Here is a 15,004-nt window from a genome sequence, read left to right on the forward strand (position 1 = left end):
GCGAGTTTTTCCTCAGGCCGCGACAGGTTGCAGACGACCACCGGCACGGCGGTACAGATAAAGCGTGGCGCACAGCGCGCACAGGGCACCGATGCTCATCCAGTAACCTGGCGCGGCTTTGTCGCCGGTGTACTGGATCAGGAAAGTCGACATCGCCGGGGTGAAACCGCCAAAGATCGCCGTGGCCAGGCTGTAAGCCAGGGAGAAACCGGCGACGCGCACTTCAACCGGCATGATTTCGGTCAGCGCCGGAATCATCGCGCCGTTGTACAAGCCGTAAATGAAGGACAACCACAGCAGCGACAGCAGCATGTTGGTGAAACTCGGCGCCTGCACCAGGAACGACAGCGCCGGATAAGTCGTGGCCAGTGCCAGCAGGGCCATGCCGATCAGCACCGGACGACGACCGATGCGGTCGGACAACGCGCCGCCGATCGGCAGCCAGAAGAAGTTCGACACACCCACCAGCAGCGTCACCAGCAGCGCGTCGGAAGTGCTCAGGTGCAGCACGGTTTTGCCGAAAGTCGGCGCGTACACGGTGATCAGGTAGAACGCGGTAGTGGTCAACGCGACCATCAACATCCCGCCGAGCACCACGCCCCAGTTCTGGCCGAGGGTGCGGAACACCTCGCGCATGCTTGGACGGTGTTTGCGTGCGGCGAACTCTTCGGTTTCCGCCAGGTTACGGCGCAGGAAAAAGATGAACGGGACGATCATGCAGCCGACGAAAAACGGAATGCGCCAGCCCCAGGCGGCCACGGCTTGCGGCTCCATCCACTGGTTCAGACCGTAGCCCAGCGCGGCAGCAACGATGATCGCCACTTGCTGACTGGCCGACTGCCAAGCGGTGAAAAAGCCTTTGCGGCCCGGCGTAGCGATCTCGGACAGGTACACCGAAACACCACCGAGTTCCGCGCCGGCCGAGAAGCCTTGCAGCAGTCGCCCGATCAGCACCAGTGCCGGGGCGAACAGGCCAATGGTTTCGTATCCGGGCACCAGCACAATCAATATCGTGCCGCTGGCCATGATCGACAGGGTGACGATCAGACCTTTGCGCCGGCCGACATCATCGATGTACGCGCCGAGCACGATGGCGCCGAGCGGACGCATCAGGAAGCCTGCGCCAAACACCGCAAAAGTCATCATCAGGGAGGCGAACTCACTGCTCGCCGGGAAGAACACCGCCGCGATCTGCGTGGCGTAGAAGCCGAACAGAAAGAAGTCGAACTGTTCGAGGAAGTTGCCCGAGGTCACCCGGAAGATGGCACCGGCCCGCGAGCCGTTGGTAGGAATTGAGGCTGTCATTGAAAAGTACTCCACCGCTTTTATGACGTGCGCTACGGAGAAGCGGCGCACGGTTTTTATTGAGGTGGATGGTGGCGCAGATGTAACAATCTGTTAATTGCATTGTTGGCATGGATTGATGCGTGGGGCGGATCAATGCTTCCGGTGCTTGGCGCGCATTTGTGGGAGCGAGCCTGCTCGCGAAGGCTTTCCGTCAGATGGCAACGATGGCGGATGTGCCGGCGTATTCGCGAGCAGGCTCGCTCCCACAGGGGATCGGTGGTGATCAGAGAATCAGCGTCCGCCAAGTCTTGTGGAAGTGGAGCTCAGGTCAAAAACTGTGATGTAGCACCAGCCCTGTGGGAGCTGCGGTGCGTCGATTCGAGTTGTCAGCGATGGCGCTCTGATGGACAAGGCCCTCTAACGGCCACCTCCGGCAAAAAACAAGGAATGTTTCCCGCGCCGCGCAGTCGGAGTTCAGGTACTACCTATCCGAAAGAGGTTCACCGATGAACAGCAAAACCCTAATCGCCAGCCTGGCCCTTGTTGCGGGCATTGCCGGAATCACACCCATTGTTCAAGCGGCGCAAACCTCCAGCGAACCCGCCGTGCAATCGCCGACCAGCGATCGCCAGCTGAAGGTCGACGACCGCGCGCCGGAAATGTACCAGCGCAAAGACAAGGCGCTGAAGAACTGGAAAGCCAAAGGTCTGAAAGCACCGATCGAGCAGGCGCAGTGGGTGCAGATCAATGACCAGTACGTGATGGTGATGATCACCAATGGCACGATTGTCGAGATGCAGCCGGTCGAGCGATAGGCCCGGTTTTACAATTGGCCACGGATGGCTGATTGCATTCAAACGCCGTTCCGGTAAAACAGCGGACGTCTGGATGAGGAATAAGGGATTGGACAAGAAACCGCTCTACCGCAAAGTGAACACTCGAACGTGGGGTGTTCGTCGCCATGAATCAGTTGCGCATTATCGCGATCAGCGCAACAGCAAAGCTGCAAGCCGTGACGAAGGCATGCGAAGTTCGATGCACGCAGGCAAACAATACGGTCGAGATTACACGCCGTTGTTTCGCTTCCTGCTGTCTCGGGTGGGCGGTTCTTGGGATGCCATTTTCAGCGAAGCTGTGGCGCGACTGGATCAATCAGCGCCGGTGTTCTGGATGGTTGCCATCCATGAGAAGGATCGCGAAGAAGTCGTGCGACTGGGTGAGTCCAGTTATTTCAACGGGCTGTACGTCGACGAGCAAAATCTCCTGCAAATGGTCAATCCGGAACTGAAGGCGCAGGACATGACGCCGAGCTGCGAGTGCTGTACGCACACGTTCAACGGTGTCGTATTCGGCCAGACCGCGGGCTTTGGCCCGCGCACATTGTCACTTGTCGACGCAGAAGAGCCGCCAGCGTGAATCAAAGCAGCTCCCCCTTGTCCCACAAATGCACCAACTCCCCCGGCGCCCGATCCTCCGGCACCTTCAACACCATTTCCCCGGACTGATAGCGCACTTCAATCTGGTAGAAGCGCTGATCCCCACGGCCCGATTCACTGCTATCGAGTGGCAGGCAACCCTCAAGCACCGAGCAGATCCTGGAACGCTGATTGATGTCGCACTGGGCAAATTCGATTTCCCGTGGGCGGCTCAGGCTGTGAATCGCTGCAACGCCACCCTGGCGAGATACGCGTAAAACGGAATCTTTATCCAGCTCGGGTAGCGTTTTCATACGGTCTCCTCGGATTATTCAATACCGACCTGTGCCCAGGCTTGCTGCACTGCGTCGGCTGCTTCGGCGCCGAAGCGCTGGGCGGCGTGGTCGATCGTCAGTTTTGCGAACGCGTCGAACGTTGCGTCCTGGCTCAAACGGTCGTCGCACAGTGTGTCGTACCAGGTGCGTCCGGCTTTTTCCCAGGCGAAGCCGCCAAATGCTCGGGCTGCCAGGTAAAACGCGCGGTTGGGAATGCCGGAGTTGATGTGTACGCCGCCATTGTCTTCGCTGGTGATGACGAACTTGCGCATGTGATCCGGTTGCGGATCCTTGCCCAGCATCGGGTCGTCGTATGCCGTGCCGGGGTGCGACATCGAGCGCAGGCCCTTGCCTTGAATCTGTGGCATCAGCAGGTCGGCGCCGATCAACCAGTCTGCCTGCTCGGCGGTTTGGCCAAGGGTGTATTGCTTGGTCAACACGCCGAATACATCCGAGAGCGACTCGTTCAGCGCGCCGGACTGGTTGGCATAAATCAGCCCGGCTTCGCTTTCGGTGACGCCGTGGGCCAGTTCATGGCCGATGACGTCGAGCGAGCGGGTGAAGCGCTGGAAGATTTCGCCATCGCCGTCACCGAAAACCATCTGCGCGCCGTTCCAGAATGCGTTCTCGTAGCCCTGGCCATAATGCACGCTGCCGATCAGCGCGAATCCCTGATTATCGATCGAGTCGCGACCGAGCACCTTCCAGAAGAAATCATAGCTGGCGCCCAGCGCATCGTAAGCCTCGTCGACCGCCGGATCCCCCGATGCCGGCTGGCCCTCGAGGCGCACCGGCATGCCCGGCAAGAGCATTTTGTTCTGCGCATCATGCACGCTGCGCCGGGCCAGGCCAGGCTTGCTCGCCTCCGGCAGAATCGCCCGCGCTGGCGGCTGCGAAGGGCGGCCGGGATTGGGCAGCAGGCTGCGCACGTGGTTGAGCGTCTGCATCGCGGCGTTGCGCTGCGGCTCGGAACCGTGAGCAATGATGCGGTTGAGAATGTAGGGCGGGATGAAACTGCGCAGCAATCGAGAGTCGGTCATCTAAGCATCCTTGTCGTCATACGATGTCGATACACATGTGAGCGGCAAGGCGTGTTTTCGGTTCCATGGATTGCCATCGACGCCGGATTCTGCGAAAAACGCCGCCTGCGAACATCTCAAGAGCCAACGACATGACAGACGAATTGCAAATCATCGACCTGCAACCGGGCGACAGCAAAGCCGCGGTGAAAGGTGCGCTGATCACCACCCAATACACCGGCTGGCTGGAAGACGGCACTGAATTCGACTCGTCCTGGAGCCGGGGCAAACCGTTTCAGTGCGTGATTGGCACTGGCCGCGTGATCAAAGGCTGGGATCAGGGCCTGATGGGCATGCAGGTCGGCGGCAAACGCAAATTGCTGGTACCGGCGCATCTGGGGTACGGCGAGCGGACCATGGGCAAGATCCCGCCGAATTCGAATCTGGTGTTTGAGATTGAGTTGCTGGAGGTTTTGACGCGGGAGGATTGAGGTCTGACGTGCGTCTGGATGAAGTAACCCTCATCCAGACGCTTGCAACTTCGGATGCTCAGGTGAACATCTCTATATCGTCAATGGTGTCCTCAATGACGCCCTGCAACGAGGGCATCCGACGCCTTACGTTTTCGAGCGCCGGCAAAACGGTTTCGGTATTCAGTCTTCCATGTCGACGAGCGATATGGCCCAGGGCGGTGATGGCAGAGGCAGCGATCGCTTCGGTTTCGCTGGAGAGATATTGGAGGCAGAAAGACTGGGCCCACATTGGGTCTTCCTCGCTCATACCGATGGATACTAATCCTGCTGCCATATTTTCGGCGACACCACTTGCAATAAGTCTCATCGCCACGTCGCGGGAAATAGATGAATCTTGATAGATGAGGCTCATCGTCGACGCTAGCCCCTGACGCCGATGAATAAGTCCAGCTCCTTCGGCAATTGCTCTCCAAGTATTTCGCTGATTCGTTGAGTTTGGTCCGCAGTCAGCAGCCATTCTCCGTCGGGACTTAGACTGAGTTCTGGCCAGCCCATTACGGCCAATATCGGACGCTCAGATTTCGAGTGGACCGACAGCTCGAATTTCAGCGTATCGTCCTCGCTTTCGTCTGGTAAAAAACCACTAATCCATAAATACATATTTTTATTCCTCTTCACTTTGGAGTCCATCGCTCGGGATCGGCAGGATCGATTTGCTCGCCCGTTTCGTGATTAAACTCACCTAGATGTTTGCCTTGCTTGTTATAGAGTTCTATAGCCCCTGTTTTGCTATCCCATTCATAGATTCGACCTTTCTTGTCTTTCCATCTGCTGCGCTTGCCGCCACCACCTTGAACACTGCTTTTGGATTTGACGGGATAGGTATCCGGGAATGCTGGGAGAGTTACAGGAGGCCGGTGATATTTGATGTCACCGCCAAGAGTAGGTCTTGAAAGCACAACATATAGAGGCTGTACTCCGGAGTCCGCCGGAAAGACCAGAATAAAGTCCTGGTATTCAGGCGGGTAAACCGGATTGACGATGATTTTGTCCGCCTGCTCGGTCGGCGGGTATATCCAGATGTGTGGAACCTGCGGCGCACCCTCCAACGGCGGAATTGCCGATCCGCGTGATGAGTCTACAGAGGGAGTCCAGAGTAAGGTCGACCCATTCCCAAAATCTGCGACGTGCGAGGCGCCTTGCTTGACGAACTGAACGACTGGAATCATTTCCCAGTCGCTGCGCGTTTGAGTGTTGTATCCGTATCCTTTCAACGTCCCATCGGGCTGCTGTTCCACATGCAATCGAACCCGAGTCCGAGCTGTCTCGAGCGACTGTAGTTGCTCTTCTGTGTAGAGAGCACTATCGGCGAGACTCGATGGCCACAGCAGCGCAACCAACCCGAGCAACCCGCCTGCGACGACACCGCCGGTGGCCAGGCTTGTGGTACTTGCGGCGGCAGTGCTGGTGCTCAGACTGCCAGAGCTGCCGAGAGCAAAAGCTCCGATCGACGCTTGCAAACTGGTCGCGCCAATTGTCTTGAGTGCGATATTCCCGGCCGAGTCGCGTTCATGCCCCGCTAGCAAGGACAGCGTTCCATAATCCGAAATTTTCCCTACCGGTATAAATCCAGATGGATTGGCATCATTGATGACGCCGTTCGGCAGCTTGCAACTTTTCACGAAAACACAGCCGCTTATATTTTGCTGTTCATGTATGACCTGGTGGCCAAGTCGATCTTCGTGGGCCTGCTGCCGAGCCAGAATGTCTTCATAAGCGCCTTGTGCGGCCTCGCGCGCAGCAAGTTCGCTGGCAGTCATGTAGCGGGTGGTGATGTGGTGTCCGTCTCCCTCTGGCGGGTTCTGGATCCGGGGGATGTCTTTCTTGCGAGCCATGAGCGTCCTTGTCCGCTGTTTAAAAACGAAGCGGACGCTAAAGCAACGAAGGAGTGATGGATGTAGGACGCGTCTGAAAGTGTTGCAGTTGTTACAACTGCAAAAAGATCAAATCCATGACCAGACAGGTCAACAAATCGCCTTACCCGACCGCCCAAACCGCTCCCGATAAACCGACGGCGGTACGCCCACCACGCTGCGGAACGCCGCTCGAAAGCTCTCCACCGATCGATAGCCGCAGCGCTGGGCGATCTGCTCGGTGTGTTGATGGGTGCTCTCGAGCAGCTCCCGCGCTCGCGCCAGGCGTTCATGTTGCAGCCACGCCTTGGGCGTTTGCCCGCTGGCTTCGGTGAAGCGCCGCAAAAAAGTGCGCTCGCTCATCGCCGCTTCGCTGGCCAGATCGCGGACTTCCAGCGGTTCGTGCAGGCGTTCGCGGGCCCATTGCATGACGCGCGACAGGTCGCTGCGGGGTGTCCGGCTGACCGGGGTGGGGATGAATTGGGCTTGGCCGCCGGTGCGTTGTGGCGACATGACCAAGCGCCGCGCGACGGCGTTGGCGACCTGCGTGCCGAAGTCGCGGGTTACCAGATGCAGGCAGGCGTCGATGCCGGCGGCGCTGCCGGCGGAGGTGATCAGCTGACCGGCGTCGACGTAGAGCACGTCCGGATCGACCTCGATCGCCGGGAAGCGTTGCGCCAGTTCACCGGTGTAGCGCCAGTGCGTGGTGGCGCGGTGGCCGTCGAGCAGGCCGCTGGCGGCGAGCACGAACACGCCCGAGCAGATCGACAGCAACCGCGCGCCTCGGTCATGCGCCCGACGCAATGCGTCGATCAGCGCTGACGGTACCGGAGCATTGCGGTCGCGCCAGCCGGGAATGACGATGGTGCGCGCTGCGGCGAGCAATTCCAGGCCACCATCGGCCAGCACCTGAATCCCGCCCATGGCGCGCATCGGGCCTTTGTCGACCGCGGCAATCGCGTGTTCGTACCAAGGGAAGTCGAACTCTGGCCGGGCCAGGCCGAAGATCTCCACGGCAATGCCGAACTCGAATGTGCAGAGGCCGTCGTAGGCCAGAATGGCAACCAGATTGGGCTGAGTGGGCATTTGGCGGAAAACTCCCGGTCGGTGTCTTGCGCGCCACTGTAGCGGCAAGCGCCGTCTCGATAAAGTCTGTTCATCCCCCACAGACAAAGGAGCAACACAGCATGACCAGCCTGGTTCGAGAAATTCCCGCCGCCCCTTCGGCGATTGCCCTGATGCATTTCAGCAATCGTCTGACCTTCGAAACCGATTGTTCCGACGTGTTCAGTAGTCACGAGGCCGGGGAGGTCGATTTTGTTCTGGTGGATGTGCGCGGCCCATTGGCGTTCGAGCGCGGCCATGTGCCCGGCGCGATCAATATCCCGACCCGCTTGCTCACGGCGGAGCGCTTGGCCGATTACCCGAAACACACTTTGTTCGTGGTCTATTGCGCCGGGCCGCATTGCAATGGCGCGAACAAGGCTGCGGTGAAGCTCGCGGCGTTGGGTTATCCGGTGAAAGAGATGATTGGCGGCGTCACCGGATGGCTCGATGAAGGTTTCGAACTGAACGCGGCGTCAGTCGCCAATACACCTGTCGCCTGCGAATGCTGACGTTTCTGTAGGAGCTGCCGGAGGCTGCGATCGTTTGATCTTGATCTCAAAAAAACAAGATCAAAAGATCGCAGCCTCCGGCAGCTCCTACAGGAGGATCGGCGTTTCTTGCTCTGAAAACAGTCTTGTCCTACAGCCTTCGCACCACCACGGCGCACGCGTTGCCCCCAGTCAATGCGTGCGCCGATGTTCTGTAAGTAATTGTCGCTTAAAAACAATTGCCTCCGTGCGCGCCGCCATAGACTGCCGGCCACGTCGGTTTTTGCCGTTAGAACGCCATGACCGAACGCTGACTCGAAAGCTGCCAATAAAAGCCTCCGCACGGGAGTAATAAATGAAAAAGCTAGTGATGTTCGGTGCCCTGGCACTGTCGATGTTGTCCATGACCGCCGTGGCCGAAGACGCCAAGCCGATCCGCATCGGTATCGAAGCCGGGTACCCGCCATTCTCGATGAAAACCCCTGACGGCAAACTCACTGGTTTTGACGTGGACATCGGTGACGCACTGTGCGCGCAGATGAAGGTTAAATGCTCGTGGGTCGAGCAAGAGTTCGATGGCCTGATCCCGGCGCTGAAAGTGAAGAAGATCGACGCGATCCTGTCGTCGATGACCATCACTGACGATCGCAAGAAAAACGTCGATTTCACCATCAAGTACTACCACACCCCGGCACGTTTCGTGATGAAGGAAGGCTCGGGCGTGAAAGACCCGCTGACCGAACTCAAAGGCAAGAAAGTCGGCGTGCTGCGCGCCAGTACTCACGACCGTTACGCGACCGAAGTGCTGGTTCCGGCCGGGATCGAACTGGTGCGCTACGGCTCGCAGCAGGAAGCCAACCTCGACATGGTGTCCGGGCGTATCGACGCGATGCTCGCTGACTCGGTCAACCTCAGCGACGGTTTCCTGAAAACCGACGCCGGCAAAGGCTTCGAATTCGTCGGCCCGACCTACGAAGACGCCAAGTACTTCGGCGGCGGCGCTGGGATCGCGGTGCGCAAGGGCGATACCGCACTGGCTGAGCAATTCAACAAAGCCATCACCGAAATCCGCGCCAATGGCGAGTACAAGAAAGTCCAGGACAAGTACTTCGACTTTGACGTATACGGCCATTAATACGCCGTGAAAAAAAAGTGGCCCCGTTTGCGCGGTGGCCACTTTTTTTATGTTCTTTTATTGATGGAAATTCTCTGTGGGAGCGAGCCTGCTCGCGAAAGCGGTCTGACATTCGACATCGTCATCGTCTGACCTGACGCATTCGCGAGCAGGCTCGCTCCCACAGGGATTTGCGTAACCCAGCTATTAAGGAGTTTTCCATGCAACGCATCGACCACGTTCTGCCCTGGAGCCACTTGGGCAGCGAGCGCTCCCTCAGCGTTTTTCGCTACGGCGCCGGCAGCCGCAAGGTGTATATCCAGGCCAGCCTGCACGCCGATGAACTGCCGGGCATGCGCACCGCGTGGGAACTCAAGCTGCGCTTGAACGAACTGGAACGGCAGGGCCGTTTGCAGGGCGTTATCGAACTGGTGCCGGTGGCCAATCCGATCGGCCTGGATCAGCATCTGCAAGGCAATCACATGGGCCGCTTCGAACTGGGCAGCGGCAAGAATTTCAACCGCGCATTCGTCGAACTCAGCGCCCCGGTCGCGGCGCTGGTTGGCGAGCGTCTGGGCGCGGATGACGAGGCCAACGTCGCGCTGATCCGCCAGGCCATGGCTCAGGTCTTCGAAGAATTGCCGGCGCCGGCCTCGCAACTGGAAGCCTTGCACCGCTTGTTGCTGCGCCACGCCTGCGACGCCGACATCACCCTCGATCTGCATTGCGACTTCGACGCTGCGATTCACCTCTACGCGCTGCCGCAACACTGGCCGCAATGGCAATCGCTGGCGGCGCGGTTGCAGGCCGGCGTCGCGTTGCTCTGCGAGGACTCCGGCGGCAGCTCGTTCGATGAATCCTGCTCGACGCCGTGGCTGCGTCTGGCCAAAGCATTCCCGGACGCGGCGATTCCGGCGGCGAATCTGGCGACGACGCTGGAGCTGGGCAGCATGGGCGACACCCGCGTCGATCAGGCTCAGGCCAATTGCGAAGCGATCCTGGGTTTTCTCGCCGAGCAGGGTTTCATCAGCGGCGACTGGCCGGCGGCGCCGAGCGAATGTTGTGAAGGTCTGCCGTTCGAAGGCACCGAATACCTGTTCGCCCCGCACCATGGCGTGGTCAGTTTCTTGCGCAATGCCGGCGAGTGGGTAGAGCAGGGCGATGCGCTGTTCGAGGTTGTTGACCCATTGCAGGATCGCGTGACCACCGTGCGCGCCGGCACCAGCGGGGTGCTGTTCGCGATTGATCGCGGGCGTTATACCGAGCCGGGGATCTGGCAGGCGAAAGTGGCGGGGCGGGTGCCGTTTCGTACCGGCAAGCTGACGAACGACTGACAGGTTGCGGTGAAGGTGCGGGCCTCTTCGCGAGCAGGCTCGCTCCCACAGGGGGAACGCATTTCAACGGTGGGAGCGAGCCTGCTCGCGAAAGGGCCATCAGCCGCACCACAAAATTTGGATCCTCAGCCGAGGATGTTAGGCTCCCCGCGAACCCGACACTCTGTGAAGGAACGCTGCAATGCTGAAATTGTTCGCCCTGCTGACCCTGCTCGCATCCACCGCCGTTCACGCGCAAACCACCCTGCAATCCGATCTGCCACTCAAGTACCTCGAACAGGTCCACGCCGACGCTGAACCACGTCCGCTGGTGATTTTCCTGCACGGTTATGGCAGTAACGAGGCCGATCTGATCGGCATGAAATTTCAGCTGCCGGCGCAGTACAACTACCTTTCCGTGCGCGCGCCGATGACATTGGGTGAAGGACGTTTCCAGTGGTTTCGCAAGAAAGGTGAAGGCGCCTACAACGGCGAGACCGATGATCTGAAGGTCAGCGGCCAGAAGCTGCGCGACTTTATCGCCCAGGCGGCGAAGAAATATCACGCCGCGCCGGACAAGGTGTACCTGATCGGCTTCAGCCAAGGCGCGATGATGAGTTACGAAGTGGGCCTGCGCGCGCCAGCGGTCGTGGGCGGGTTTGCCGCGTTGAGCGGGCGCTTGTTGCCGGTGCTCAAAGCCGAACTCAAGCCCGGGCAAGCGCCACTGCCGCTGAGCATTTTCATCGGCCACGGCACCGCTGATGATCCGGTGCCTTACCGTCACGGCACCGAGGCCAACGCGCTATTGCACAAGCTCGATTACCAGCCCGAGTTTCACGCGTATCCGGGCGTCGGCCACAGCATCACTGCTGCCGAGTTGCGTGACCTGAATGGCTGGTTGCAGCGGCTCAATCCTTGACGATGGCTTTGATCAGGGCATCGTGACCTTTCTTGTCACTGGCGCGGGAAATCACTTGCACCAGCGCCATCTTCGTCCCCGAGCCGGCCAGCAATGTGGTGTTCAGCGTCTGGCCACCGCCCTGGGTGGCGGTGCTGTCAACCTGACGCAGTCCGAGGCCGGTGCCTTTCTGGGTCAGGCTTTTCTCGCTGAGTTTGTTGAAGTCCGGCAGGGCCTTGCGCTGATCCTCGATGAAACTCGACACGCTGCCGTCGAGAAACTCACCGTCGTTGTCCTTGACGTTCTGCCCAGCCGGGATCTGGTTTTCGGCGGCGATGACCACGGTCTTGGTGGTCTGGTTGGTGTACATCGTGCCCTTGGCACCGCTTGGGCTGGCGGGCAGCGGGTCAGCGACAAAGCCTTTGGGCAGGACGAAGGCGAATTTGCCGTCGAGCAGCGTAACCTTCTCGGTTTTGACCTTTTCCTTGGCGGCGTGCGCGTTGATCGCGGCGAAACCGGCGACGGCCGCCAGCATCAGAACGACGGCTTTTTTACTCAACAATGACATGTGAATCTCCGGTGAATGGTCGCGCGAGGCGGGCGATCATCCCACGGAGCGTGCCGGGCGTTCCAGCGCGATTCGTCCGGGCGGTTATTGCGCTTGCGCCTTGGCCACTGGCCGCGCCAGCAGACGCCGGGTCACCCCGAGCATCGCCACCGACACTGCCACTCCCACTGCGAAGCCGCTGAGGCCCATGGTCGGCAGCGTCAAGGCCGACACCAGGCAGAACGCCGAAAACGAATACATGCCGGTCGCCGGTGCGCGCCATAACGCAGCGGGAAACCCCCGGCCGCGGGTTTGTTGCGAGAACACCGCCATGACGCTGCCGAGCACCGGGAACACCGCGAGCAGGCCGCTCCAGCGTTCGCCGACGGTGCTGGCGAGCATCGTCACCACCAGCGTCAGCGCCGCACCGGCGATCATCCGCCAAATCAGTTTGTCCGACTTCGGTGCTGGCCCGTTCAACACCGGCTGCACTTCGGGGAACAGATAAGGCGAAGCGAGCAGTGCCACCGCTGCCGCAATCACCGAGAACGGCAAGGACGCCGGGATCACCGACAAGACTGCCGCCAGCGCGGCCCAAACCGCCAGTGAAATGGTCAACGCCCACGGCCAGTTCGCCCGCTGCGCCAGCTGCGCATAGGTAATGCAGAAAGCGATCATCGCGAACATCGCCGACAGCGCCGCCACCGCCGATTGCGCGGCAAACTGCGGCCCCTGTTCGATCGCCAGAAAGAACAGAATCGGCCCTACCACCACCGGCAATCCCGACAGCCACCCGGCCACGCTCGGCCCCCAACGTTTGCCCGCCAGGGAAATCAGCAGGAGAAAACCGGGAATCAGCAGCAGTTTGAGGATCAGCACGCGGGTGTCTCCATCGGGTCAGGATGAGCCACGTTAGCACTGCCGATTAAAGATTGCTGCCTATGTTCGCGATTTTTGTATACAAAAATTCAAACGCGAATCCAGCTATGCTTTGATCATCACAATGCAGCGGAGACGATACGGCGATGAACAGAACACCCAAGCTCGTACGTGGCTGTTGTGGCATCGGCTTGTGGGCACTGTTGCTGACGCCGACATGGGCCAATTGGCAGGACGCAGTCCCAGGGGCGCAAATCATCGGCAGCGGCGATTTCAGCGTGTTCGGCTTCGACGTCTACAGCGCGCGCTTGTGGAGTGCCGCGCGGCCTCTGTCGGAAGGCCAGCCGTTTGCCCTGGAACTGATCTACCGGCGCAACATCTCGCGAGACGATCTGGTCAGCACCAGCGTCGATGAGATCAAACGCCTGGCCGGTCCCCGGGTCACTTCAGCGCAATTGGCCGGCTGGCAGACGCAGATGCAGCAATCCTTTGTCGACGTGCAGGCCGGCACGCGGATTACCGGCGTATATCTGCCGGGGCAGGGCGCGCGGTTTTTTGTCGGGCAGAAGCTCCAGCACGAGATCGAGGATCCGCAGTTTGCCAAGGCGTTTTTCGATATCTGGCTGGATCCGCGAACACGCAGTCCCGAGTTGCGCGAGCAGTTGCTGGGGGTGAACCCATAGGTTCAGTGATCTTTGCGCTTCAAGGCATCAGGCGAAACGACTAAGCTGCCGGGCTCCCGTTTTTGTTTCTGGATGTGTGCGTGAAATTCAGCTTGCCCAAAATCGCCACCGCGCCGTTTTGTCCGCCGGAAGTGGCCGGCAGTGTCGCGGTCGATCCGCCTGCCTCGTTCTTCAAACGTGTGCTGTGTTTCGCCGGTCCCGGTTTGCTGGTGTCGATCGGCTACATGGACCCGGGCAACTGGGCCACCGCGATCGAGGCCGGTTCGCGTTTTGGCTACAGTCTTTTATTCGTCGTGTTGCTGGCGAGTCTGGCCGGGATGGTGGTGCAGTGCCTGTGTTCGCGGCTGGGCATCGCCACCGGGCGCGATCTGGCGCAGTTGTCCCGCGAGCGCTACAGCACGCCGACCGCGCGCCTGCAATGGCTGCTGGCGGAAATCTCGATCATCGCCACCGACCTCGCCGAAGTGCTTGGCTGCGCTCTCGCGTTTCACTTGCTGCTCGGTTGCTCGCTGACCTTCGGTATCGCTCTGACGGCGTTCGACACGCTGCTGGTACTGGCCCTGCAGAACCGGGGATTCCGTCGGCTCGAAGCGATCATGCTGGTGCTGGTCGCGACCATCGGTGTGTGTTTCTTCGTTGAGTTGTTGTTGATCAAACCCTACTGGCCAGACGTCGCGATGGGCTTCAAACCCTCGCTGTCGGCTATTGGCGATGCTGCGCCGCTGTATCTGGCCATCGGCATCCTCGGCGCCACAGTGATGCCGCATAACCTTTATTTGCACACTTCGATCGTGCAGACGCGGATGATCGGCAAGGACCTGGCGAGCAAGCGGGACGCGGTGAAACTGGCGCGCATCGACACCATCGGTTCGCTGGCCCTGGCGCTGCTGGTCAACGCGGCGATCCTGATTCTCGCGGCGGCGGCGTTTCACCAGTCCGGACACACCGATGTGGTCGACATTCAGGACGCCTATCATTTGCTCGACCCGCTGGTTGGCGGTGCGCTGGCCAGTGTGCTGTTCGGCGTGGCACTGCTCGCGTCGGGGCAGAGCTCGACCTTCACCGGAACCATCGCCGGGCAGGTGATCATGGAAGGCTATCTGAACCTGCGCATCCCGTGCTGGCAGCGGCGTTTGATCACTCGCGGGCTGGCGCTGATTCCGGCGTTCATCGGCGTCTGGCTGCTCGGTGACAGCGCGATCGGCAAGCTGCTGGTGTTGAGCCAGGTGGTGCTCAGCCTGCAACTGCCGTTTGCCTTGTACCCGCTGATTCGCATGACCAACGACCGGCAATTGATGGGGCCGTTCGTCAATCGCTGGCCCATGCGGGTGCTGGCCTGGGGGCTGTTTGTGTTGATCAGCGGGGCGAACAGCTGGTTGATATTGCAGTGGGCGGTTTGATCACTGTGTTGCGGTGACTGGCAGGGCCTATTCGCGAGCAGGCTCGCTCCCACTGGTTGCGCGGTTGGCCGCAATTCAGATGGCCAGCCGACGAGGGGTCATCCATCAACTTGTTTCGCGGCGGGCGAGCCTA

Annotated in this window: 18 protein-coding genes; 9 read left to right on the plus strand and 9 right to left on the minus strand. The window is 60.0% G+C overall.

Annotation, left to right across the window (positions count from 1 at the left end):
• Positions 1-12 precede the first annotated feature (12 nt).
• Positions 13-1,305 carry an MFS transporter gene (locus tag OC605_RS25395; RefSeq protein ID WP_016775219.1) on the minus strand — a complete coding sequence of 431 codons (1,293 nt, stop codon included), beginning with the start codon at positions 1,303-1,305 and terminating at the stop codon, positions 13-15.
• Positions 1,306-1,793: 488 nt separating this feature from the next.
• Here OC605_RS25395 and OC605_RS25400 point away from each other — a divergent pair, with 488 nt between their 5' ends.
• Together OC605_RS25400 and OC605_RS25405 are read left to right on the plus strand one after the other, a co-directional pair.
• Positions 1,794-2,102 carry an RcnB family protein gene (locus OC605_RS25400; RefSeq protein ID WP_262140201.1) on the plus strand — a complete coding sequence of 103 codons (309 nt, stop codon included), beginning with the start codon at positions 1,794-1,796 and terminating at the stop codon, positions 2,100-2,102.
• 88 nt (positions 2,103-2,190) lie between these two features.
• Entirely contained in the window at positions 2,191-2,703 is a 513-nt protein-coding gene (locus tag OC605_RS25405; RefSeq protein WP_262140202.1) for a hypothetical protein, read from the plus strand.
• 1 nt (position 2,704) lies between these two features.
• On the opposite strand, the gene OC605_RS25410 is transcribed toward OC605_RS25405, so the two are convergent.
• Positions 2,705-3,016: a protealysin inhibitor emfourin gene (locus OC605_RS25410; protein WP_110645529.1), complete on the minus strand. Its 312-nt coding sequence runs from the start codon at positions 3,014-3,016 to the stop codon at positions 2,705-2,707.
• A 14-nt stretch (positions 3,017-3,030) separates the two neighbouring features.
• Positions 3,031-4,077, minus strand: a complete 1,047-nt coding sequence (locus tag OC605_RS25415) for a M4 family metallopeptidase (RefSeq protein ID WP_262140205.1) — start codon at positions 4,075-4,077, stop codon at positions 3,031-3,033.
• Positions 4,078-4,208: 131 nt separating this feature from the next.
• Here OC605_RS25415 and OC605_RS25420 point away from each other — a divergent pair, with 131 nt between their 5' ends.
• Complete coding sequence (locus OC605_RS25420) at positions 4,209-4,547, plus strand: FKBP-type peptidyl-prolyl cis-trans isomerase (RefSeq protein ID WP_262140206.1); 339 nt, start codon at positions 4,209-4,211, stop codon at positions 4,545-4,547.
• 58 nt (positions 4,548-4,605) lie between these two features.
• Here the strand turns inward: OC605_RS25420 and OC605_RS25425 are convergent, their stop codons facing one another.
• The 4 genes from OC605_RS25425 to ftrA all read right to left on the minus strand — a co-directional run bounded on the left by OC605_RS25425 (position 4,606) and on the right by ftrA (position 7,528).
• A complete protein-coding gene (locus OC605_RS25425; RefSeq protein ID WP_130899243.1) occupies positions 4,606-4,941 on the minus strand; it encodes a hypothetical protein in 336 nt (111 codons plus the stop codon).
• An 8-nt stretch (positions 4,942-4,949) separates the two neighbouring features.
• Entirely contained in the window at positions 4,950-5,189 is a 240-nt protein-coding gene (locus OC605_RS25430) for a pyocin S6 family toxin immunity protein (protein ID WP_073471254.1), read from the minus strand.
• 14 nt (positions 5,190-5,203) lie between these two features.
• Positions 5,204-6,424, minus strand: coding sequence for a colicin E3/pyocin S6 family cytotoxin (locus OC605_RS25435; protein WP_262140209.1), 1,221 nt, complete (start codon positions 6,422-6,424; stop codon positions 5,204-5,206).
• 129 nt (positions 6,425-6,553) lie between these two features.
• On the minus strand, positions 6,554-7,528 hold the full coding sequence (gene ftrA / locus OC605_RS25440) for a transcriptional regulator FtrA (protein ID WP_186566491.1): 975 nt from the start codon (positions 7,526-7,528) through the stop codon (positions 6,554-6,556).
• Between the two features lie 101 nt (positions 7,529-7,629).
• On the opposite strand from ftrA, the gene OC605_RS25445 reads away from it, so the two are divergent.
• The 4 genes from OC605_RS25445 (at position 7,630) to OC605_RS25460 (ending at position 11,383) form a co-directional block, all read left to right on the plus strand.
• Positions 7,630-8,058 (plus strand): rhodanese-like domain-containing protein, encoded by a 429-nt coding sequence (locus OC605_RS25445; RefSeq protein WP_262140211.1) that lies wholly within the window; start codon positions 7,630-7,632, stop codon positions 8,056-8,058.
• Between the two features lie 334 nt (positions 8,059-8,392).
• Positions 8,393-9,172, plus strand: coding sequence for an ABC transporter substrate-binding protein (locus tag OC605_RS25450; protein ID WP_262140214.1), 780 nt, complete (start codon positions 8,393-8,395; stop codon positions 9,170-9,172).
• 200 nt (positions 9,173-9,372) lie between these two features.
• Complete coding sequence (locus tag OC605_RS25455; protein WP_186566493.1) at positions 9,373-10,485, plus strand: succinylglutamate desuccinylase/aspartoacylase family protein; 1,113 nt, start codon at positions 9,373-9,375, stop codon at positions 10,483-10,485.
• Positions 10,486-10,666: 181 nt separating this feature from the next.
• Positions 10,667-11,383, plus strand: coding sequence for an alpha/beta hydrolase (locus OC605_RS25460; protein WP_262140215.1), 717 nt, complete (start codon positions 10,667-10,669; stop codon positions 11,381-11,383).
• On the opposite strand, the gene OC605_RS25465 is transcribed toward OC605_RS25460, so the two are convergent.
• Together OC605_RS25465 and OC605_RS25470 are read right to left on the minus strand one after the other, a co-directional pair.
• Entirely contained in the window at positions 11,373-11,930 is a 558-nt protein-coding gene (locus OC605_RS25465; protein ID WP_262140216.1) for a hypothetical protein, read from the minus strand. The two genes, OC605_RS25460 and OC605_RS25465, sit on opposite strands and share 11 nt — an antisense overlap.
• Positions 11,931-12,014: 84 nt before the next feature.
• Complete coding sequence (locus tag OC605_RS25470) at positions 12,015-12,788, minus strand: hypothetical protein (protein ID WP_262140217.1); 774 nt, start codon at positions 12,786-12,788, stop codon at positions 12,015-12,017.
• 146 nt (positions 12,789-12,934) lie between these two features.
• Between OC605_RS25470 and OC605_RS25475 the strand changes: the two genes are divergently transcribed.
• The gene (locus tag OC605_RS25475; RefSeq protein ID WP_262140218.1) at positions 12,935-13,471 is read left to right on the plus strand and encodes a chalcone isomerase family protein; all 537 of its coding nucleotides are present in this window, start codon (positions 12,935-12,937) and stop codon (positions 13,469-13,471) included.
• 131 nt (positions 13,472-13,602) lie between these two features.
• Complete coding sequence (locus OC605_RS25480; protein WP_262140238.1) at positions 13,603-14,871, plus strand: Nramp family divalent metal transporter; 1,269 nt, start codon at positions 13,603-13,605, stop codon at positions 14,869-14,871.
• Positions 14,872-15,004 lie beyond the last annotated feature (133 nt).

The organism is Pseudomonas sp. Marseille-Q5117 (assembly GCF_946901175.1).
GTDB lineage: Bacteria > Pseudomonadota > Gammaproteobacteria > Pseudomonadales > Pseudomonadaceae > Aquipseudomonas > Aquipseudomonas iranensis.